This window comes from Pseudomonas sp. NPDC088322 (assembly GCF_044740745.1).
GTDB classification, from domain to species: Bacteria; Pseudomonadota; Gammaproteobacteria; order Pseudomonadales; family Pseudomonadaceae; genus Aquipseudomonas; species Aquipseudomonas shirazensis.
Genome location: NZ_JBIURK010000005.1, coordinates 505,431 through 529,209, shown reverse-complemented (window position 1 = coordinate 529,209; position 23,779 = coordinate 505,431). Strand labels below are relative to the sequence as shown.

The 23,779-nt window shown below is 66.0% G+C and carries 4 protein-coding genes (1 of these 4 running past the window's edge); 2 read left to right on the top strand and 2 right to left on the bottom strand.

The annotated features are described in order from the left end of the window. Nucleotides 1-130 precede the first annotated feature (130 nt). Both ACIOAU_RS16160 and ACIOAU_RS16155 read right to left on the bottom strand, forming a co-directional pair. Nucleotides 131-1,561, bottom strand: a complete 1,431-nt coding sequence (locus ACIOAU_RS16160; RefSeq protein ID WP_401183257.1) for an efflux transporter outer membrane subunit — start codon at nt 1,559-1,561, stop codon at nt 131-133. A gap of 17 nt (nt 1,562-1,578) precedes the next feature. Then, complete coding sequence (locus ACIOAU_RS16155; protein WP_401183254.1) at nt 1,579-2,361, bottom strand: helix-turn-helix transcriptional regulator; 783 nt, start codon at nt 2,359-2,361, stop codon at nt 1,579-1,581. Between the two features lie 415 nt (nt 2,362-2,776). On the opposite strand from ACIOAU_RS16155, the gene ACIOAU_RS16150 reads away from it, so the two are divergent. Both ACIOAU_RS16150 and ACIOAU_RS16145 read left to right on the top strand, forming a co-directional pair. Next, nucleotides 2,777-9,145 carry a non-ribosomal peptide synthetase gene (locus ACIOAU_RS16150; RefSeq protein WP_188036289.1) on the top strand — a complete coding sequence of 2,123 codons (6,369 nt, stop codon included), beginning with the start codon at nt 2,777-2,779 and terminating at the stop codon, nt 9,143-9,145. A 167-nt stretch (nt 9,146-9,312) separates the two neighbouring features. Continuing rightward, a protein-coding gene (locus ACIOAU_RS16145) for a non-ribosomal peptide synthase/polyketide synthase (RefSeq protein ID WP_401183251.1) crosses the window boundary here: on the top strand, nt 9,313-23,779 show its 5' portion. The gene runs 7,865 nt beyond the window's last position; 14,467 of the gene's 22,332 nt are visible here — the first part of the coding sequence; it begins with the start codon at nt 9,313-9,315; the stop codon falls past the right edge of the window.

Sequence of the window (23,779 nt, the reverse complement as noted above, 5' to 3'; positions counted from 1 at the left end):
TACCCTGAGCCGCTCTGCATCCACTCTATCCACTCTGGATGTGCTCCCGATTTCTTGAGTCGCATCGTCCTTGGAACAACAAAACGCGGCCTATTTAGCCTAAGACCCACTTACGCCCCCCCAGCGCCGCTTAGTTCGCCCTCACAGCCGAAGCCCCCCGCAAGTCCAAGTTCTCTCGCCACCCACCTCCCAACGCCGCATACAGATTTACCTCTGCCACCAACTGCGCCAGGCGGTCATTGATCAACCCCTGCTGGGCACTGAACAACGAGCGTTGCGCATCGAGAAAGGTCAGGCTGCTGTCCACGCCGATCCGGTAGCGGTGTTCAGCAAGGTTGTAGTAACGCTGGCTGGAGGTCACCAAGTCGCGCTGTGCCTGCAACTGCCGCTGATAAGTCGCTCGCGCCGCCAAGCCGTCTGCCACTTCCTGAAAAGCGCCCTGAATTGCTTTTTCGTACTGCGCCACCTGAATGTCCTTCTGCAACTTGGCATAGTCCAGGCTGGCGCGCAGGCTGCCGGCGGTGAAGATCGGCAGGTTGATCTGTGGCTGGAACAACCAGGTCCCTGATCCTGCGTCGAACAGCCCGCTGAGCGCTGGGCTGGTACTGCCGGCATTGGCGGTCAGGCTGATGCTCGGGAAGAATGCCGCACGGGCGGCGCCAATATCGGCGTTGGCGGCGCGCAGCTGATACTCGGCCTGGAGGATGTCCGGGCGCCGTTGCAGCAGGTCTGACGGCAGTCCGGCCTGCAAGCCGGCGATTTGTTCGTCGGCCAGCGGCAAGGCGCCGAGGTCGTCGGCCACAGGGGCGCCCACCAGTAGCGTCAGTTGGTTGAGGTCTTGGGCGACTTGGCGTTTGTAGCGGGCGACGGCCGCGCGGGTACTGTCGACGCTGGTCCGCGCCTGGATCTGGTCCAGGGCCGACACCGTGCCGGCGCGGCGCTGGTTGGCGGTCAGGCGCAGGCTGCGCTCGTCTGCAGCCAGGGTTTGGTTGGCCAGTAGCAGCAGTTCCTGGTCGGCACGCCAGGTCAGGTACACGCTGGCGACACTGGCTATCAGGCTCAATTGGGTGCTGCGGCGGGCCTGGTCGCTGGCCAGGTAGGTCAGCAGCGCCTGGTCACTGAGGCTGCGCAAGCGACCGAACAGGTCCAGCTCATAAGCACTCACACCCAGCGTCGCCGCCGAGGTGGAACGGATCATGCCCTGATCGGCACCGGTCATGCGCCGCGGCAGGTACTCGCGTTGGCCCTGGCCATTGGCCGAGACCTTTGGCAGCAGCTCGGCGCGCTGAATGCGGTATTGGGCGCGGTAGGCTTGGACATTGAGCGCCGCGCTGCGCAGGTCGCGGTTATTGGCCAGGGCGCTGTCGATCAGTTGGCGCAGCGCTGGGTCGTGGAACACCTGGCGCCAGTCCTCGACGGCCGGGTGCTTGTGCACATCGCCGGGGTAGGCCGGCCCTTGCGGGTAGTGGAGGGCGACGGGTAGGCCTGGGCGCTGGTAGTCAGAGGCCAACGAGCAGCCGCACAACAGCGCAGCGCACAGGAGAAGGTTGAATCGGGGCATCAGAGGGTCTCGCAGGGTCAGGCGCCGGCCATCCATTTGGTCAAGCCATGGCGGCCACTGACCCCCAGCTTGGCGGTGGCGCGCTTGAGGTAGGTTTCGATCGAGCTGTTCTTCACGTTCAGCCGTTGCGCCATTTCTGGCACCGTTCCGCCGGTCAGCAGGCCTAGGCAGACTTCCTGCTCACGCGTCGAAAGCCGCACGTCTGCCTGGATCAGTCGTTTGCCAAAGGACTGCCGTAGCGTGCCTGCCTGCAGATCGCACAGCGGCGACCCGATACGTCGCGCGGCCCTTTGGTGGAACAACTGGCCGTGGTGCTCCGCCAGGGGCAGCAAGGTGTCGGACAGGCTTTTCAACTGCGACAACTCGCCCAATGAAAAACCACGCTGGCTGGGCAGGCGATGAAAGCAAATGACCCAGCGCCGGGCACCGCTGCAAGACACCAGGTTGCACTGGTGGGCACTGTGGCGCTGGTGGGCAGTGACCGGGGGGGCCTTGAACTCGATCAACAGCGGGTCGTCCATCTGCATGATGCTCTGCAGCAGTGGGTGGTGCAGAGGGTCGATGGCGGGCAGTTCGGGTGCTGGGCCGGCGCTGCCGAGTACCCTGATGCGGCTGATGCTGGCCCCGCGTGGGTCGAGGGTCCATTCGCTGAGCTCGAGCCTGTGGATCGGCACTTGGGCATCGACCAGGTGCAACATCTGTTCGGCAAAGCCTTCGGCGCCGGTACTGGCGATCAGTTCACCCAGTTGCAGATACAGTTGGGGGTCGGGGAGGTGTACGAGGCTGTCGGTAAGCTTCATAGGGTCATCATCCTTGATCCAAAGCGTTACGGCCGGTGGTGGCGCAGGGGAGTCCTCCGGGTAAGGAGCGGGTTGTGGCGGTATTCAAGCGCGGCCTGGGAGGAGCGTCTGTAATGGAAAACAGGGACAGAAGGTGCCACCGATTGCGGATCAGCGGGTCAGCTGACTCACAGCGCTGACGCTGCGCATGAGCGGGTAGGCCAGCAAATTGACGTCGTAATCGTGGCGATCAACGCCTGATCTCTACCGATTACCCCTGGCGTAGGCCAAGCCGGGCAGCCGCTGTGGCGAATGTCCTACATGTTTTTCAGCAACCAGCGACAGCGCGGATGCGTGTCCGGGTTTCGGGGGCCATACAGTCTGAAAGTGGAGTGCTTGAATCCGCGGATGATCAACCAGAAGGACCTGCCGAATCATGCCTGCCGCCCAAACCTTTGCCCTGACCGTTGCCCAGCGCGACATCTGGCTGGATCAGATCAGCCACGGCGACTCGCCGCTGTACAACATCGGCGCCTACGTCGAACTGGCCGGCGGGGTGGATGCCGAGCGCCTGAGCCGGGCACTGGCGCACTTGGTCGCCCAGCATGATGGCCTGCGCTCAGTGCTGGTGATGCAAGCGGGCCAGGGTGGGATAGCCCGTCAGTACTTCGCCGAATCCCTCGATGTGCAGTTGGTGCAGCATGATGTCCGCGGTGTGGATGACCCCTTCGGCGCTGCCCAAGGCCTGTTGCAAACACAGATGCAGACGCCGTACCGCCTGGACGCCAGCCCGCTGTGGGGGGCGACATTGATCCGCCTGGGCGAACAACGCTATCTGTTAGCCGTGCAGGCCCATCACCTGGTGCTCGATGGCTGGGGCGTGGACCAGTGGTTCAAGCAGATTGCCGAGCATTACCGCTTGCTTGAACAGGGGCTGGCATTGCCAGACAGCGCACCGTCCTACCGCGCGTTCATCGAGGACGATGCGCAGTACCAGGGTTCGCCACGCCATGACCGCGACCGCGATTACTGGCTGGCGAAGTATCAGCAGTTACCCGACGCCTTGCTGGCGCCCCGCGAACGCAATGCGCAGCACTTGTCGCCGCCCAGTGCGGCACTTGAACAGCCCTTCGACAGCCACTTGCTGGCGCGTATGCGGGCCCTGGGCACCGCCTTGCAGGCCTCGCCATTCCATGTGCTGTTGGCAGCGCTGCATGTGTGCAGCGCACGGACCTGGCAGCGTGACGAATGGGTGGTTGGCCTGCCGGTGCGCAACCGTGGCAACGCCCAGTTCAAGTCAACCCTTGGGCTGTTTACCCAAGTCAGCGCACTGCGCATGGATTTTGGCCGTGAACGCTCGTTTGCGGCGCTGGTGCAGGGGATCCGCGATGCGCTCAAGCAGGACTTTCGCCATCAGCGGTTCGCCCTCAGCGAACTCAACCGCAACCTCGGCGCATTGCGTGAAGAGCGGCCGCAACTGTTCGAGCTGATGGTGTCGTTCGAGGAGGATGGCAACGACCTGCGTTTCGCTGACGTGCCCGGCCACACGGTGATGATCTGCAATGGCCACGAGCCCACGCCCTTGAGTATCCACCTGCGGTGCAACAGCCAACGTAACAGCGCGTGCCTGCACCTGGTGCACAACCGCGCCTGGTTCAGCGAAGAGGACGTTTCGGCGCTGGCTGAGCGCCTGCTGCATGTGCTGGAGCAAGGCTTGGAGCAGCCCGAGCAAAGCATCGCGGCGTTCGACCTGCTGACCGCCCGCGAACACGCCCGCCTGCGCCAGTGGAATGCAACCGCGCAAGCAGCGCCTGAACAAGGTGAGGGGTTGATCCATCGTCGCATCCAGGCCCAGGCCAGCGCCACGCCACACGCAGTGGCGGCGCTGCACGACGGCCAGCGCCTGAGCTATGGCGAGCTCGATCGACGTGCCGATGCGCTGGCACTGCACCTGGCAGCCCTTGGCGCCAAGCCTGAACAGCGGGTAGCGGTGGTCGCCCAGCGCGGCCTGGACACGTTGGTTGGCCTGCTGGCTGTGCTCAAGGCCGGGGCCGCCTACGTACCGATCGACCCGGCCCACCCGCAGGAGCGCCTGGCCTATCTGCTGGAAGACAGCTCGCCGGTTGTGGTGCTGACCCAGTCGCGGCTGCTGGACCGCCTTCCGCCCCATGGTCTGCCACAGATTACGCTGGACTGCTGGGACTGGAACACGGCACCCGTCGCCCAGCTCGCGCCTGTGCACCCGCAACCAAGCGACTTGGCTTATGTCATCTACACCTCCGGCTCCACGGGCCAGCCAAAGGGCGTGATGGTCGAACACCACATGCTGGCCAATCTGGTCGACTGGCACTGCCATGCCTTCAACCTGGGCCCCGGGCGCCACCAGTCGAGCCTGGCCGGCTTCGGTTTCGACGCCATGGCCTGGGAGGTCTGGCCGGCGCTGTGCAGTGGCGCGACCCTGCACCTGGCGCCGGTGCGTGACGGTGCTGAAGACATCGACGCCTTGCTCTGCTGGTGGCGCGCGCAGCCGCTGGATGTCAGCTTCCTGCCCACCCCGGTGGCCGAATACGCCTTCGCACAGGGCGAGCTGCACCCAACCTTGCAGACCCTGCTGATTGGCGGCGACCGTCTGCGGCGCCTGGCGCGCGAGTGGCGCTACCGTGTCATCAACAACTATGGCCCGACCGAAGCTACCGTGGTCGCGACGTCGGGCGAAGTGACCCCTGGCAGCGCGCTGCATATCGGCGGCCCGGTGGCCAACACCCAGGTGTATGTGCTTGATGAGCAGTGTCGTCTGCTGCCGATCGGCGCCCCAGGCGAATTGTATGTGGGCGGCAAGGGCGTGGCCCGAGGCTATCTCAACCGGCCACAGATGACTGCCGAGCGCTTTCTCGACGACCCCTTCAGCTCGCTGCCCGGCGCGCGCATGTACCGCACGGGCGACCTGGTGCGCTGGCTGGCCGATGGTACGCTGGAGTACCTCGGGCGCAATGACGACCAAGTCAAGATCCGCGGTGTGCGGGTGGAGTTGGGCGAAATCGAGGCTGCCCTGAGCAGCCATGCGGCGGTGCGCGAGTGTGTGGTGATGCTGCGCGAAGGTCAGTTGCAGGCCTGGTTCATTGGCGAGGCGGCAGTGTTGCCCACGGCGCTGCATGACCACCTGCGCGAGCGGCTGCCAGTCGCCTTGTTGCCGGTGGCCTATGTCAACCTGGCCAGCTGGCCATTGACCGCCAATGGCAAACTCGACCGCCGTGCCTTACCGACAGCGGACGAAACCGCCAAGGTGCGCCGTGAACACGAGGCGCCGCAGGGAGACCTCGAGCAGCGCCTGGCGTTGCTCTGGGCCGAACTGCTGCAGGTCGAGCGGGTAGGGCGCCACGATCACTTTTTCGAGCTGGGCGGCCACTCGCTGTTGGCCGTGCAACTGATCGAGCGCATGCGCCAGCAAGGCCTGCAAGCCGACGTGCAGGTGCTGTTCGGCCAATCGACGCTGGCCAGCCTTGCCGCCAGCACCGTGGTCGGTGAAGCCGCGAGCGTACCGGCCAACCGCGTTCCGTCAGGGTGCCAGCACATCACGCCTGGCATGCTCACCCTCGGCAAACTGTCGCAAGCCGACATCGACCGCATCGTTGCCACGGTGCCGGGCGGCGCAGCCAACGTACAGGAAATCTATCCGCTGGCGCCGCTGCAACAGGGCCTGCTTTACCACCACGTCACTGATGCACGCGACCCGTACCAGCAGCAGGCGTTGTTTACCTTTGCCAGCCACGGGCAGTTGCAGGCCTTCACCGAAGCGTTGCAGCAGGTGATCGACCGTCACGACATCCTGCGCACCAGCCTGGCATGGGAGGGGCTTGAGCAGCCCCAGCAGGTGGTCTGGCGCCAGGCGCTGCTGACAGTGGATAACTGGGCGGGGGCGGCACACGACGGCAGCATTGCCGGGCCAATGCGCAGCCATTTCGACCCGCAGCAACGGCCCTTGGACCTGCGCCAGGCACCGATGATGGCGCTGGCCTGCGCCGAGGATGCCCAGCAGGGGCGTTGGTTGGGCTTGCTGCGCTTCCATCACTTGGTCAACGATGCCGTTTCGCTGCAGGTGCTGTTGGGCGAGCTGGGAGCCTTCATGGCGGGGCGCGGCGAGCAGTTGCCGGCGCCTGTACCGTATCGTAATTACGTTGCGCTGAGCGCTGCCCGCGAGCGCCAGGCCGAGCACGAAGCCTTCTTCCGCGAGCAACTGGCAGGCATCGAACCGCCAACGCCGATTGCCGGGCTTGGGGGCGAGCCGGTCGATGAGCGGGACCTGCACAGCCACAGCCAGGCCATCGACGCGGCGCTGGCGGGCCTGTTGCGTAGCCAGGCCCGGCAACATGGCGCGAGCATCGCCAGCTTGCTACACCTGGCCTGGGCTCAGGTGCTTGGCGCCCTCGGCGGGCGTGATGAGGTCACCCTGGGCACCGTGTTGCTGGGCCGCAGCATGGCTGGCCACGGGGCTGATCGTGCGCTGGGCATGTTCATCAACAGCGTGCCCTTGCGGATAGGCCTTGTGAACCGCTCGGTCGACCAGGCGCTGAGCGAGACCCATGCGCGGCTGGCCGCCTTGCTCGGCCATGAAGATGCGCCGTTGATCCTCGCCCAGCAGTGCAGTGGCTTGCCCGCTGGCACGCCGCTGTTCGACAGCCTGATCAACTACCGCCAAGGGGCAGTGACGTTCGGCCCGGTATTGCCGGGCGTGGAGCTGGCCGAAGCCAGTGAAGTACAAAGCCATGCCCTGGTGCTCACGGTGGACGACCATGCCGACGGGCTCCAGCTCGCCCTGCGCGCACCGCGTGCGATTGGCCCGCAGCGGGTGCTGAGCTACCTGATGACCACCTTGCGCCAACTGGGCAATGCCCTGGCCGAGCGCCGCAGCACCCGCCTGGAGGCACTCTGCGCGGTGCCTGACGGCGAACTGGACCGCATGATGCATGGCTTCAACGCCACCGAAGACCCGCAAAGCCCGATCAGGCATACCTTGCCTGCGCTGTTCCAGGCTCAGGTGCGACGCACACCCCATGCCATCGCGCTGCAGGCCGAGGACGGCTGCCTCGATTACCAGGCCCTCAACGCCCAGGCCAACCGCCTGGCCCACCACCTGATCGCTCAGGGAGTAAGGCCAGACGCACGGGTGGCGGTGTGTGTCGAACGAGGCGTTGCACTGATGGTCGCGCTGCTGGGCGTGCTCAAGGCAGGCGGCGCCTACGTGCCACTCGACCCCGCTTACCCGGCCGAACGGCTGCGCTTCATGCTCGAAGACAGCACGCCGTCGGTGCTGCTGGTGCACGGCGCTACCCTGGGCCTGTTCGAGCAAATGCCGGTTCCTGTACTCGACCTTGACCGTGGCGATTGGCAGACCTGCTCGGCAGCCGACCCGCACGTGCCGGGTCTGGGGCCGGACCAGTTGGCTTATGTGATGTACACCTCGGGCTCCACTGGCACCCCGAAGGGGGTGATGGTCGAACACCGTGGCCTGTGCAACCTGATGCATTGGGGTTCGCGCATCTGCCCGCCACGCCCGGGCGATGCCTTGCTGCAACGGGCGCCGTTCACCTTCGACGGTTCGGTCTGGGAGCTGTTCTGGCCGCTGACCGCCGGTTTGCGCCTGGTCCTGGCACGCCCTGACGGGCACCGTGACCCTGCGTACCTGGTGCAGTTGGTGCAGGCCAGGCAGGTGACCACAATCAAATTCGTCCCGGCGCTGCTGCATCAGTTTCTTGAAGAACCGGGTGTTGAACGTTGCACCAGCCTGACCGACATCTTCTGCGGCGGCGGTGAACTGACGTTGGCCTTGGTGCAACGCCTGCGTGAACGCCTACCCGCGGTGCGCCTGCACAACGTCTATGGCCCGACCGAAGCAACGGTAGACAGCACCGCCTGGACTCTGCAGCCCGATGAACCGCTGCCGCTTATCGCACCACCGATTGGCCGGCCGATCGCCAATACCCGCCTGTATGTGCTCGATGCGCATGACCGCCCGGTGCCACTCGGCGCAGTGGGCCAGTTGCACATTGGCGGCGTCGGCGTCGCCCGTGGTTATCTTGGGCTACCGGCGTTGCAGGCTGAGCGCTTCATCGCCAGCCCGTTCGTCGAAGGCGACCGCCTGTACCGCACCGGCGACTTGGTGCGCTACCGCCTGGACGGTGAGCTGGATTTTGTCGGTCGCAACGACTTCCAGGTCAAGCTGCGTGGGTTGCGGGTTGAACTTGGAGAGATCGAAGCGTCGCTAACGGCGCATCCGGCCATCGGGCAAGCCGTGGTGCTGATGCGCGAAGAGCGCCTGGTGGCTTACTTCACCTGCCGCGAGGGCAGCAGCGCTCCGGCGCTTGAAGTGCTGCGCAGCCACCTGGTGGGCCGCATGCCCGACTACATGGTGCCGCAGGCGTTCGTCGCCCTGGCCGAGCTGCCGTTGAGCACCAACGGCAAGGTCGACCGCAAGGCCTTGCCAGCGCCCGGGACCGAGTCGGTGATCAGCCGCCAGTACCAAGCCCCGCGCGGCGAGCTGGAAACAGCGCTGGCCGAGATCTGGACCGATGTGCTGAAGATCGAGCAGGTTGGGCGCGACGACAACTTCTTCGAACTGGGCGGCCATTCACTGCTGGCGGTCAGCCTGGTGGCACGCATGCGTCAGGCTGGGTTGCATGTAGATGCCCGCACCTTGTTCAGCCAGCCGACCCTGGCCGCGCTGGCCGCCAGCACCCGGCTTGAGCACATCGAGGTGGTCATACCGCAGACCACCATCCCCAGCCTGGGCAAGCGCAGGCGCATCTAACCGGCTACTGCCATTTGCGTTTGCAGCGAGTGCAGGAGCGGCCCGGCAAGGCCGATCCTGCACCCCAGGCGTGCGCCTGTTGTCCCCGCTTCCCGTGTCAGACCGACCGGTCACGTTCCTTTAGCGTGTACCCGATTCCCATTCCAGGCAAAGCAGGATGCTTACCGATGCACTTCAGCGAACTGATGGCTGCTCTTTCCACCCATGCGATCCGACTCCAGCGTGAAGACCAGGACCTGATCGTCCTCGGCGATGACGATACCCTGGACGACAGCTTGTGGGAGGCGTTGTCACGGCACAAGCCGGCGCTGCTGAAGATGCTCGCCGAACGCGATGACGACTGGCTGAGCCCAGCCTTCCGGATTACCCCCGACATGCTGCCGCTGGTCACCCTGGACCAGCAAGCCATCGACCGCATCGTCGCCAGTGTGCCAGGCGGTGCGGCCAACGTTCAGGACATCTACCCGCTCGCCCCGCTGCAGCAGGGCATGCTGTACCAGCACCTGTCCGCCACCGAGGGCGACCCGTACCTAGCGCAGGTGCAACTGCGCTTCGCCAGCAAAACCCACCTGGAAGCCTTCGCCGAGGCGCTGCAGTGGGTGATCCAGCGCCATGACATCCTGCGCACCGCGCTGCACTGGGAATACCTCGACCAACCGGTGCAGGTGGTCTGGCAAGAAGCGACGCTGGTCCGCGAAGCCGTGCCGGTGGCGGGCAGTACGGCCCTGGCCGAGTTGTGCGCGCGCTTCGACCCGCGCCAGTATCGCGTCGACCTGCGTCAGGCACCGCTGATGCAACTGATGCACGCGCAAGGCGAGGGCGAGACGTGGGTGGCGCTGCTGATGTTCCACCACGTGGTGATGGACCATACCGCCCTGGATATCGTGCGCCGGGAAATCCAGGCGCACATCGCCGGCCAGTCCGACCTTCTGCCTGCCCCCATGCCGTTTCGCAACGTGCTGGCCGCCGCTCGCCAGGCACTGGATGAGGACGCCCATGAGCGCTTCTTCCGCGAGATGCTGAGCGACATCGATGAGCCCACGCTTGCCTTCGCCCTGCAGGACAAAGGTGATGCGCAACTGGAACAAGCACGCCTGACCCTGCCGCCTGCGCTGTGCCTGCGCCTGCGCAGCCAGGCACGGCAACTCGGGGTGAGCCCGGCAAGCGTCTTGCACTTGGGCTTCGGCCGCCTGATCGGGCAGCTGTCGGGCCGCCAGCAGGTGGTGTTCGGCAGCGTGCTGCTAGGCCGCATGACCACCGGCGACGGCAGCGAGCAGGCGCTGGGCATGTTCATCAACAGCCTGCCGTTGCGCATCGACCTGGGCTCAATCAGCGTGCGTGATGCCCTGCTGGCCACCCACCGCAGGCTCAGCGCCTTGCTCGGCCACGAACAGGCTTCGCTGGCCTTGGCCCAGCGCTGCAGCGGCGTGGCCGCGCCGGCGCCGCTGTTCAATAGCCTGCTCAACTACCGGCACAGTGACGCCGGTGATGCCGCCGAGGTCATCCCGGTGGCCGCTGGCATCGATATCGTCGGTGCCGAGGAGCGCACCGATTACCCGCTGACTGTGAGCGTCGACGACCTGGGCGACGCGCTGCGCCTTACGGTACAAAGCCTGCCGGAGTGGAGCGCGGCGCGCCTGTGTGTCCAGTTCGAACAGGTATTGGCAAGCCTGGTCGATGCCCTGGAGTACACCCCCACAGCAGCGCTGCAAGGGTTGCAGGTATTGCCGCCAGCCGAGCGTGATCAGGTACTGCAAGGGTTCAACCGCAGCGCTCAGCTTTACCCGCAGGGGCAGACCGTACACGCCATGGTCGAGGCCCGCGCTGCCACTGCACCGGCCGCGGTCGCGCTGTTGCAGGATGGCCAGGCGCTGCGTTACGACGAACTGAACCGGCGTGCCAACCAACTGGCTCACCAGCTGATCGAACGCGGCGTTCAGGTGGGCGACCGCGTGGCGCTGTGCCTGCCGCGCAACAGCGAGCGCGTGGTTGCGTTGCTGGCAGTGCTTAAAGCGGGCGCGGCCTATGTGCCGGTGGACCCGGGGTACCCAGCCGAGCGTATTGCCTACTTGCTGGCTGACAGCCTCCCGGCACTGGTTGTGAGCGAGATTGTGGTGACCGGGCTGCCGGCCGAGGTGCCGCGCCTGGACCTGGATCAGATCAACACCTGCGCTGCGCACGACAGCAACCCACAGCGACCTGGGCTGCACGCGCAGCAACTGGCCTACGTGGTTTACACCTCCGGTTCCACTGGCCAGCCCAAGGGCGTGATGATCGAGCACCATACGCTGGTCAACCTGGTGCATTGGCACTGCCAGGCCTTTGCGCTGGACGCCGATGCGCATACCTCAAGCGTGGCCGGCTTCGGTTTCGACGCCATGGCCTGGGAGGTCTGGCCAGCCCTGTGCGCCGGTGCCACGCTGCACCTGCCACCCGCGCACATCGCCAACGAGCATGTTGATGAACTGCTCGACTGGTGGCTGCTACAGCCACTGAAGGTCAGCTTCCTGCCCACTCCGGTAGCGGAACAGGCCCTGCGCCGCGAACATCAGCACCCGACCCTGCGCACCTTGCTGGTGGGCGGGGACCGCCTGCGTCAGTTCGAGCGAGCGCCGGGCTTTGCCTTGATCAACAACTACGGGCCGACCGAAACCACCGTGGTCGCGACCTCTGGGCAGGTCTTGCCCAGCGGCGCACTGCACATCGGCCGGCCAATCGCCAACACCCGCGTCTATGTCCTGGACGAAGGCCTGCAGCCGGTACCGATCGGTGTCGCGGGTGAGCTGTTCATCGGCGGCGCGCAAGTGGCGCGGGGTTACTTCAATCGCCCGGCGTTGACCGAACAGGCTTTTCTCGCCGACCCGTTCAGCGAGCAGCCCAATGCACGCATGTACCGCAGCGGTGATCGGGTGCGCTGGAACGCCGACGGCACCCTCGACTACCTCGGCCGCACTGACGACCAGGTGAAGATCCGCGGTGTGCGGGTGGAGCTTGGCGAAATCGAGGCCACCCTCGCGGCGCAGCCGGGGGTCGACGCCGCCGTGGTGCTGGTGCGCGGCGAGCGTTTGCTGGCCTGGTTCAGCGAGACCGCCCCCGTCGCCCTCGACGCCTTGCGCCAGGCCCTGCAGGCCCGTTTGCCGGCGCACATGGTGCCGCTGGCGTTCGTGCGCCTCGATGAGCTGCCGCTGACCAGTCATGGCAAACTCGACCGCCGTGCGCTGCCTGACCCGGACGCCTCGCAGTTGTTCGGCCAGGCCTTTGAGGCGCCCAGTGGCGAAACCGAAGCGACGATGGCGGCGATCTGGGCCGACGTGTTGGGCGTGCAGCGGGTAGGGCGCCACGATAACTTCTTCGAACTGGGTGGCCACTCGCTGCTGGCGGTAACGTTGGTCGAGCGCTTGCGCAAGGCTGGCCTGCTGGTTGATGTGCGGGTGCTGTTCGCCCAACCGACCCTGGCCGCCCTGGCCGGCGCGGCGGGCATCGGCCACGAAGTGAAAGTGCCGGCCAACCGCGTGCCTGCGCAGGCCGAACGCATCATCCCGAGTATGCTCAGCCTGATCGAGCTGGACCAGGCAGCCATCGACGACATCGTCGCAACCGTGCCGGGTGGCGCCGCCAATGTGCAGGAAATCTACCCGCTGGCGCCGCTGCAGGAAGGCATTCTCTACCACCACCTGAGCGCCGAGCAGGGCGACCCTTACCTGCTGCAGACCCGCCTGGCCTTCGATAGTGTCGAGCGCTTGCTGGCCTGGGCTGGTGCCTTGCAACAGGTCATCGACCGCCACGATATCCTGCGCACCGCCGTGCTTTGGCAAGGGCTTGCGCAGCCGCTGCAAGTGGTTTGGCGCAAGGCCGAGCTGCTGGTCAGCGAAATCGACGACCTGGCCGATGACGATGGTCGGGCGCGGGTCGAGCAGTTGCATGCCCGTTTCGATGCGCGGCATCACCGGCTGGACCTGACTCAGGCGCCATTGACCCGCCTGTATTACAGCCTGGACCCCGCCAACCAGCAGGTGGTGGCGATTCTGCTGTTCCATCACCTGACCCTCGATCACACGGCCATGGACGTGGTCGCTCGCGAAATGCGCGCTTTGCTGTTCGGCCAAGGGCACACGCTGCCGGCGGCGGTGCCTTACCGCAATTACGTGGCCCAGGCTCGGCTGGGTGACCAGGCGGGCCATGAGGCGTTCTTCCGCGAGATGCTGGCGGATGTCGAAGAACCGACCTTGCCGCTGGGCTATGCCGATGTACAGGGTGATGGGCGCGGCATCGAAACGGCGTTCCAGGCACTGGACGGGGAGGTTGCCCACGGTTTGCGCACCCAGGCCCGGCAACTGGGCGTCAGTGCCGCCAGCCTCATGCACCTGGCGTGGGCGCGCGTATTGGGCGTGCTGGCCAACCGCGATGATGTGGTGTTTGGCACGGTGCTGATGGGTCGCCTGCAAGGCGGCGAGGGCGCCGACCGGGCGTTGGGGATGTTCATCAACACCCTGCCACTGCGGGTGGACACCACGCTGGCCGTGCGTGCTGCCGTGCGCGCCACCCACCGCAACCTCTCGGCCTTGCTGGGCCATGAGCACGCGCCGCTGGCGTTGGCCCAGCGCTGCAGTGGCGTGGCCGCGTCCGCGCCGTTGTTCAGTGCCTTGCTCAACTATCGGCACAGCGCCGACGAGGCCACCGGCGAGGCCATCTGGGAGGGCGTGCGCCTGCTCGGTGGCGAGGAACGCAGCAACTACCCGTTGACCCTAAGCGTGAATGACCTGGGTGAGGGTTTCACTTTCAGTGTGCTGGCCATTGCAGGGATCGGCGCAGCGCGGGTCGCCGCCTGGATGGTCAATGCCGTCACTCAACTGCTGCAAGCATTGCAGCGAGGGCAGGAGGCGCGGGTCGACAGCTTGTCGATCCTGAGCGACGAAGCGCGCGAACAGCTGCTGGGCAGTTTCAACGCCACCACACAGCACTATCCGCAAGGGCAGACGGTGCACGCGCTGGTGGAGGCCAGAGCAGCCCAGACCCCGGATGCAACGGCCGTGACCCAGGATGGCCAGGCACTCAGCTATGGGGAGCTGAACCTGCGGGCCAACCGCCTGGCGCACCAGTTGATCGCACGCGGCGTGCGCCGCGGTGACCGCGTGGCATTGTGCCTGGGCCGCAGCGTCGAGCGGGTGATCAGCCTGCTGGCCGTGCTCAAGGCCGGCGCCGCCTATGTGCCGGTAGACCCGGGCTATCCGGCCGAACGCATTGCCTACCTGCTGGCCGACAGCGCGCCCGCGCTGGTGCTGAGCGAAGCGGACATTGCTGGCCTGCCTGGTGGCATACCCCGGCTGAACCTCGACCAGGCCGCAGCCGATGACTCTCTGGGCAGCAACCCGCACGTACCGGGGCTGGATGCGCAGCAGCTGGCCTACCTTGTCTACACCTCCGGCTCCACCGGCCAGCCCAAGGGCGTGATGATCGAGCATCACACCCTGGCCAACCTGGTGCATTGGCACTGCCACGCGTTCGCGCTGGAGGCCGGTGTGCGCACCTCGAGCGTTGCCGGCTTTGGCTTTGACGCCATGGCCTGGGAAGTGTGGCCGGCGCTGTGTGGCGGTGCCACGTTGCACTTGCCACCCGCGCACATCGGCAATGAACATGTCGATGAACTGCTCGACTGGTGGCTCGAACAGCCGCTGGCCGTCAGTTTCTTGCCCACGCCAGTGGCCGAACAGGCGTTGCGCCGCGAACGGCAACACCCGACGTTGCGCACCTTGCTGATCGGTGGCGACCGCCTGCGCCAGTTCGACCGCGATCCAGGCTTCGCCCTGGTCAACAACTATGGGCCGACCGAGACCACGGTTGTCGCCACGTCTGGCCAGGTCTTGCCGGGCGCGGCGTTGCACATCGGCAAGCCGATCGCCAATACCCGCGTCTATGTGCTCGACGGCCATCGCCAAGCGGTGCCGGTGGGCGTGGTGGGTGAGCTGTACATCGGTGGCGCACAGGTAGCGCGGGGCTACTTCAATCGCCCTGAGCTGAGCGCAGAGCGCTTTGTCGCCGACCCGTTCAGCCGCAAGCCCGGCGCGCGCATGTACCGCACTGGCGACCTGGTGCGCTGGAACACTGACGGCACCCTGGAATATCTCGGGCGTAATGACGACCAGGTGAAGATCCGCGGCGTGCGTGTGGAGTTGGGTGAAATCGAGGCCGCGCTGACGGCTCAGGCCGGTATCGCCGATGCCGTGGTACTGGTCCGCGACGAGCGTCTGCTGGCCTGGTTCACCGAACAGGCGCCGGTCGCGCTAGAGGTTGTGCGTCAAGCGCTGCAGGCCAGCTTGCCGGGGCACATGGTGCCGCAGGCGTTCATGCGCCTGGACCAATGGCCGTTGACCAGCCATGGCAAGCTGGACCGCCGGGCCCTGCCTGAACCGGACCCGGCCCAACTGATCTGCCAGGGCTATGAAGCCCCGGCCAGCGAAACAGAAGCGGCCATGGCCAGCGTCTGGGCCGACGTGCTGGGCGTGCAACGGGTAGGGCGGCACGACAACTTCTTCGAGCTGGGCGGCCACTCGCTGCTGGCCGTGACGCTGATCGAACGTTTGCGCCAACAGGGCCTGCAGACCGACGTGCGGGTGCTGTTCGGCCAGCCCAGCGTGGCTGCCCTGGCTGCCGCGCTAGGCAAGGGGCGCCAGGTCAGCGTGCCCGAGAACTGCATTCCAGCGGGCTGCACCCACATCACCCCAGCCATGCTGCCTTTGCTGACGTTGGACGCCAGCGCGGTTGAGCGCATCGTCGCCACGGTGCCAGGTGGCGCTGCCAACGTGCAGGACATTTACCCATTGGCACCGCTGCAGGAAGGCATTCTCTACCATCACCTGAGTGCTGCAGACGAAGACCCCTACCTGCTGCAGTGGCGCGTCGCATTCGACAGCCAGGCCCGTCTGCAGGCCTTTGCCGTGGCCTTGGACAAGGTCATCGCACGCCACGATATTCTGCGTACTGCCGTGCTCTGGGACGGTCTGGCGCAGCCTGTGCAGGTGGTATGGCGCAGCGTGCCGGGTTCGGTGCTGGTCAATAGCAGCGAAGCCCCTGGCCCGCTCGACCTCAGCCATGCGCCATTGATCCGTCTGCTGCAAACCCCACAGGCAGGCAGCGAAGGCCTCCAAGCCACCCTGCAGTTCCACCACATCGCCCTGGACCACACGGCCATGAAGGTGGTGCTGGAAGAGATCCGCGACCACCTGCGCGGCGAGCAGCCCAGCCAACCGCCCGTGCCGTACCGCAACTACGTGGCCCAGGCGCGTTTGGCCATCAGCGAGGCCGAGCACGAAGCGTTCTTCCGCGCAGAGCTGGCCGACATCGACGAGCCGACTTTGCCCTATGGCCTGGTCGACCTGCAGGGCCAGGCCAGTACCTTCGAATTGGCTACGGTGCAACTGGCGCCCGAGCAGTACCGGCGCCTGCGCAGCCAGGCCCAGCAGCTGGGCGTGAGCGCTGCCAGCATGCTGCACCTGGCCTGGGCACGGCTGGTGGCCGCCACCAGTGGCCAAGACCGTGTGGTGTTCGGCACCGTGCTGCTGGGCCGCCTGCAAGGGGGCGCCGGGGCTGATCGCGGTCTGGGCATGTTCATCAACACCTTGCCACTGCGCCTGGACCTGCACGGGCTGGGCGTGCGCGCTGGGGTGCGCCTGACGCACCAGCGGCTGAGTGCCTTGCTGGTGCACGAGCACGCCTCGCTGGCCTTGGCCCAGCGTTGCAGCGGCGTGGCTGCGCCGACCCCGTTGTTCAGTGCCATGCTCAACTACCGGCATGGCGCCAGCCAGCCCGCGCAGCAAGCGCACCGCGAAGCCCTGGAAGGCATCCAGGCACTGCCCAGCGGCGGCCATGGCAACTACCCGTTGAGCGTCAACGTGGACGACCTGGGCGATGGCCTGCGGCTGACGGCCCAGGTCAGTGCCCAGGTGGGCGCGCAGCGGGTCTGCGAGCAACTGCTGCAGGTGCTGCACGGTTTGCTGGATGCGCTTGAGCACGCGCCTGACACGTTGTTGCAGCAGGTGCCGGTAGTGACGCCTGATGAGCGGCTGCGACTGCTGGCCAATGCCCCGCAAACGCCTCACGACTTGACGCAAACGCTGCATGGGCTGTTCGAGGCCCAGGTCCGGCGCACGCCGACTGCCATTGCCCTGGTCGCCGAGGAGGGCGAGCTCAGCTATCGCCAGCTCGACGAGCAGGCCAATCGGCTTGCCCATCATTTGCTCGGCCTGGGGGTCAAACCGGATGACCGTGTCGCGATCTGCGTCGAGCGCGGGCTGTCGATGGTGGTTGGCTTGCTGGCCATCCTCAAGGCAGGCGGCGCCTATGTGCCAGTTGACCCGGGTTACCCGGCAGAACGCATTCGCCACATGCTGAGCGACAGCGCGCCGCTGGCCGTACTGGTGCACGGCGCTACCCGAGATGTCGTACAAGGCACCCCGGTGCAGTTGATCGACCTCGATCAGCCTGGCTGGGAGGCCCAGCCGATCAGCAACCCTCGCGTAGTCGCACTGACAGCGAGCCACCTGGCGTATGTGATCTACACCTCCGGCTCCACAGGCCAGCCCAAGGGGGTGATGGTCGAACACCGCAACGTGGTCAACCTGGTGCATTGGAGCCAGCGCCTTTGCCAGGTGCCTGGCCCAGGCGCCGTGCTGCACAAAACCCCGGTCAGCTTCGATGCCTCGGTGTGGGAACTGTTCTGGCCTTTGTGCAGCGGCCTGCGCCTGGTATTGGCGCGCCCGGACGGCCAGCGTGACCCGCACTACCTCGCGCAACTGATCCAGGCGCAGCATGTCAGCGTGGTGCAATTCGTGCCGGCGTTGCTGCAGCAGTTCCTGGAAGCACCTGCCAGCGCTCGCTGTGTCAGCCTCAGCGATATCGTCTGCGGTGGCGGCGAGTTGAGCCAGGCACTGGCCGCCCAAGTGCGCAAGCGCTTGCCGGGTGTACGCCTGCATAACGTTTACGGCCCCACCGAGACCACCGTCGATTGCAGCGCCTGGACGCTGGAGCCGGGCGCAGACCTGCCGCACGGGGCATTGCCGATCGGCACGGCCATCGACAATACCCGGCTGTATGTACTCGACCACTACGACCAACCGGTACCGTGGGGCGTGGTCGGCCACCTGCATATCGGCGGCGCGGGTGTCGCCCGGGGTTATCTGGGTTTGCCCGAACAACAGGCCGAACGCTTCATCGCCAGCCCCTTCGTTGACGGCGATCGCCTGTACCGCAGCGGTGACCTGGTGCGCCAGCGCGAAGATGGCAAGCTGGTCTTCCTCGGCCGTAACGACCACCAGGTCAAAATCCGCGGGCTGCGCATCGAGCTCGGCGAGATCGAAGCCTGCCTGCTGCGTGTGCCCGGTGTGCACGAGGCCGTAGTGCTGGCTTACGACGCCCCGGCCAGTGGGCCGCGCCTGGTCGCCTACCTCACCGGTGAGCAGGCCGAGGCGGACAGCCTGCGTCAGGCACTGCTGCAGGACCTGCCGGAATACATGCTGCCGGCACAGTACATCCACCTCGATCAGCTGCCGTTGACGCCCAATGGCAAGCTGGACCGTAAAGCGCTGCCCGCGCCGGATGCCGCATTGCATGAGCGCCCCTACCAAGCGCCGCAGGGGCAGACCGAAACCCTGCTGGCGCAACTGTGGGCGCAACTGCTGGGCGTCGAGCGAGTAGGTCGACACGACAACTTCTTCGAGCTGGGCGGCCACTCGCTGCTGGCAGTAAGCCTGACCGCACGGCTGCGCCTGGAAGGGCTGCAAGTCGATGTACGGACCCTGTTCGGCCAGCCTACCGTCGCGGCCCTGGCCGAGACCTTGGGGCGTAACCTGCAAGTGCTGGTACCGGAAGACCGCATCCCTGCCGATTGCACCCATATCACCCCAGACCTGCTGAGCCTGATCGAGCTCGACCAAGCCGCGATCGATCGCATCGTCGCGCGCGTGCCGGGTGGTGCGGCCAATGTGCAGGACATCTACCCGCTGGCGCCTCTGCAGGAAGGTATCCTTTACCATCACTTGAGCGCCGCGCACGATCCCTATGTGCTGTATTCCCGCCTGCGTTTCGACAACGGCGAGCGCCTGCAAGCCTTCGCCAGCGCACTGGACCAGGTGATCGCCCGCCATGATGTGCTGCGTACCGCCGTGCTCTGGGACGGCCTGCCGCAGGCTGTGCAAGTGGTCTGGCGTCGGGCGTCGTTACAGGTAGTGCGCGACGACGATGCAACTGACGCTGGCCTGGACCTGGGCCAGGCGCCGCTTATTCGTCTGCTTCATCGTCAGGTACCGGGCAGCCATTGCATCGAAGCTACCTTGCAGTTCCACCACATCGTCCTCGACCACACCGCGCTGGAGGTGGTCGGTGAGGAGTTGCTGGGCTTCCTGCAGGGCACGCCGCCGGTCCAGATCCCTGTGCCGTACCGCAACTACGTAGCCCAGGCGCGCCTGGGTATCAGCCAGGCCGAGCATGAGGCGTTCTTCCGCGCGCAGTTGGCGGATGTCGACGAGCCAACGCTGCCGTTCGGCCTAAGCGATGTTCAAGGCGATGGCCTTGGCATGCAAGAAGCCAAGCTGGCGCTGTCGGCCGAACTGGCCGCAGGGCTGCGGCGCCAGGCACGGCACCTGGGCATCAGTGTCGCCAGCCTGTTCCACCTGGCTTGGGCGCGCCTGTTGGCCGCTGCCAGCGGCAACGACCGTGTGGTGTTCGGCACTGTGTTGCTGGGGCGCCTGCAAGGTGGTGAGGGTGCCGAGCGGGCGCTGGGCATGTTCATCAACACCTTGCCGCTGCGGGTTGATCTGGGCGCAGTGAGCCTGCGCGAAGGGGCGCAGGCCGTGCATCAGCGCCTCAGTGCGCTGCTGGCGCACGAACACGCCTCCCTGGCGTTGGCCCAGCGCTGCAGCGCTGTGGCTGCGCCGTTGCCGTTGTTCAGCGCCATGCTCAACTACCGCCATGGCGCAGAAGCCAGCGCTGAACAGCGGCAGGCGTGGCAAGGCATTGACGTACTGGAGGGCCAGGAACGCACCAACTACCCGTTGAGCCTGAACGTCGACGACCTTGGGGAGGGCTTCCGTTTGGTTGCCATGACCCCCGCCGAGGTTGGCGCGGCGCGTATCTGTGGGCAGATGAACCAGGTGTTGCAAGCCATGGTCGAGGCGCTGGAACAGACCCCGGAACTGCCGCTGCAGCGCTTGCCGGTGCTTGAAGCGCAGGAGCGTGAGCGTGTGCTGCTGGGCTTCAACGATACGGCGGTGGGCTATGACCTTGAGCAGACCCTGCCCGGGATGGTCGAGGCGCAGGTGCTGCGTACACCGGATGCAGTCGCGGTCAAGGCCGAAGAAGGGGAGTTGAGCTATCGCGCGCTGAATGAGCAGGCCAACCGACTGGCGCATCACCTGATCGATCTGGGGGTCAAACCTGACGATCGGGTGGCGATCTGCGTTGAGCGTGGGCTGTCGATGGTGGTTGGCCTGCTGGCCATCCTCAAGGCTGGCGGCGCCTATGTGCCGGTTGACCCGGATTACCCAGCTGAGCGCGTGCGGCATATGCTCAGCGACAGCGCGCCTGTTGCAGTGTTGGTGCATAGCGCTACGCGGCACGTACCGGATTCGGCCCAGGTCATCGACCTGGATCAGCCGACCTGGAACGCCCAGCCGTCCAGCAACCCGGTTGTCTCCGGCTTGACCCCGCGTCACCTGGCCTACGTGATCTACACCTCAGGCTCCACCGGCTTGCCGAAAGGCGTGATGAACGAGCACGCCGGCGTGGTCAACCGCCTGCTGTGGATGCAGGAGGCCTACAACCTAGGCGCAGACGACGTGGTCTTGCAGAAGACCCCGTTCAGCTTCGACGTCTCGGTATGGGAGTTCCTGTGGCCGCTGCAAACCGGCGCTCGCTTGGTCATGGCGCGCCCCGGCGGCCACCGCGATCCGGAGTACTTGCGTCAGGTGATCCGCAGCGAAAATGTCACGACGTTGCACTTCGTGCCCTCGATGCTGGATGTGTTCCTGGCGCACGGCCAATTATCGGCTGATGGTCTCAAGCGTGTTCTGTGCAGTGGCGAAGCCTTGCCGGGCAGCCTGGTGCGACGCTTCCACACGCAACTGCCGACGGTCGAGCTGCACAACCTGTACGGCCCGACCGAAGCGGCGGTAGACGTCAGTGCCTGGCACTGCGTGACGGCACCGGACAACACCCCCATCGGCAAACCCATCGCCAACACCACGCTGTACGTGCTCGACAGCCAAGGCCAGCCGGTCCCGCAAGGCGTGACCGGCGAGCTGTTCATCGGCGGCGTGCAAGTCGCCCGTGGCTACCTGAACCGCGCCGAACTCACTGCTGAACGCTTCCTCGACGACCCGTTCAGCATCCGCCCAGATGCACGCCTGTACCGTACCGGCGACCTGGCTCGGCACCTGGCCGATGGCAACATCGAATACCTGGGCCGCGACGATGATCAGGTGAAGCTGCGTGGCTTGCGCATCGAGCTGGGTGAAATCCAGGCAGGCCTGACGGCCATCGACGGCGTGAAGGAAGCCGTGGTGGTGGCTCGCGATCAGCGTTTGGTTGCGTATTACACCGGTGAGCAGCAGGGCGCAGACGTTCTGCGCACGGCATTGCTGGCCCACCTGCCGGAGTTCATGGTGCCCGCGCTGTTCCTGCATCTGGAGGCACTGCCGCTGAGCCCCAACGGCAAACTCGACCGCAAGGCTTTGCCACTCCCGGATACCGAAGCCCTGCAAAGCCGCGTTTACGAAGCCCCAGAAGGCGAAACCGAAACCCTGCTGGCCGCGATCTGGGCCGAGCTGCTGGGGGTGGAGCGGGTAGGGCGGCATGACAACTTCTTCGAACTGGGCGGCCATTCGCTGCTGGCCGTGACCCTGACTTCGCGCCTGCGCCAACAGGGCCTGCATGCCGATATCCGCGTACTGTTCGGCCAGCCGACCTTGGCAGCGCTCGCCGCTGCGGTAGGCGGTGAAACCCGCATCAGCGTGCCCGCCAACCGCATTTCGGCAGAGGTCACACGCATCACTCCGGACATGCTGCCGCTCGCCGAGCTGTCCCAGAGCGCCATCGACAACCTGGTCACGCAGATCCCCGGTGGCGTAGCCAATGTCCAGGATGTCTATGGGCTAGCGCCCCTGCAACAAGGCATCCTCTACCATCACCTCGCCAGCGAAGGCGCAGACCCGTACGTGCTGCAAGCACGCTTCGCCTTCCCGACGCAGGCCGAGCTCGATGCCTTTGCCGCAGCGCTCGACCAGGTCATCGCCCGTCACGACATCCTGCGCACCAGCATCCATTGGCAGGGCCTGGAGGAGCCCGTGCAGGTCGTCTGGCGCAGCGTGCCTGGCGCCGGTGCAAGCTTGCGCGGCGATGAGCGGAGCACCACGCTCGACCTGAACAAGGCCCCCTTGATCCGCCTGATGCCTGGCCACGGCGAGGGTCGCGTGGAAGCTACGCTGCTGATCCACCACATCATCCTTGACCACGCCGCCGTCGAACAGCTGGTGGCCGAGATCACTGCTGTGCTGCAAGGCCAGGCCCTGTCGCAGGCCAGCGTGCCCTACCGCAACTATGTGGCGCAGGCACGCCTGGGTGCCGATACCCAGGCTGACGAAGCACTGTTCCGCGAGCTGCTGGGCGACATCGACGAACCCACCACGGTATTTGGCCTGCGCGATGCACACAGTGATGCCAGCCCTGTACTGGACAGCCGTCTGGCCCTGGAGCCGGCGTTGGCCGGCCGCTTGCGCGAGCAGGCCCGTGTGCTGGGCATCAGCGTTGCCAGCTTGGTGCACCAGGCCTGGGGGCAGGTGCTGGCGCAACTGTCAGGACGCGAAGAAGTGGTGTTCGGCACGGTGTTGCTCGGCCGGCTGCAAGGCGGCGAGGGCGCTGACCGGGCCCTGGGCATGTTCATCAACACCTTGCCGCTGCGGGTGAGCGTGGGCGCCATGGCCGTGGCTGAAGGCGTACGCCTGACCCACCAACGGCTGGCCCGTTTGCTGGCCCATGAGCAAGCCTCGCTGGCAGTGGCTCAGCGCTGCAGCGCAGTGCCGGCGTCCCAGGCGCTGTTCACCAGCCTGCTCAACTATCGCCACAGTGCACCCGCCAAGGCTGAGCTGCGCGAGGCCTGGCAGGGTATCGAGCAACTGGCCGCGCATGAGCGCAGCAACTACCCCTTGGTGGTCAACGTCGATGACCTGGGCGAGGCCTTTGTGCTGACCGTGCAAGCGGTGGCGCAAGTCGATGGCGCACAGGTTTGTCGCCTGCTCAGCACCGCCCTTGAGCAACTGGCGCAGGCCCTTGCGCAGGCACCGGCCAAGGCCTTGCATCACGTTAGCCAACTGGCGCCTGCCGAGCGCGAGCGGGTGTTGCAAGGTTTCAATGCCACCTACCGCGATTACCCACGGGACCATGCACTGCATACCCTGTTTGGCAGCCATGCCGCGCTCAGCCCTGCTGCAACGGCGGTGGTGCACGGTGATCGGCAGTGGAGCTATGAGCAGCTCGAACAGCACGCCAACCGCCTGGCCCATCACCTGTTGGCCCTGGGCGTGCGCCCTGGCGATCGTGTAGCTCTGCTGCTGCCACGCAGCGTCGCCTTATTGGCCGCACAACTGG

Excerpts from the sequence above, each read along its gene's own strand:
- ACIOAU_RS16160 (WP_401183257.1), bottom strand. The coding sequence starts at position 1,561 with ATGCCCCGATTCAACCTTCTCCTGTGCGCTGCGCTGTTGTGCGGCTGC.
- ACIOAU_RS16155 (WP_401183254.1), bottom strand. The coding sequence starts at position 2,361 with ATGAAGCTTACCGACAGCCTCGTACACCTCCCCGACCCCCAACTGTAT.
- ACIOAU_RS16150 (WP_188036289.1), top strand. The coding sequence starts at position 2,777 with ATGCCTGCCGCCCAAACCTTTGCCCTGACCGTTGCCCAGCGCGACATC.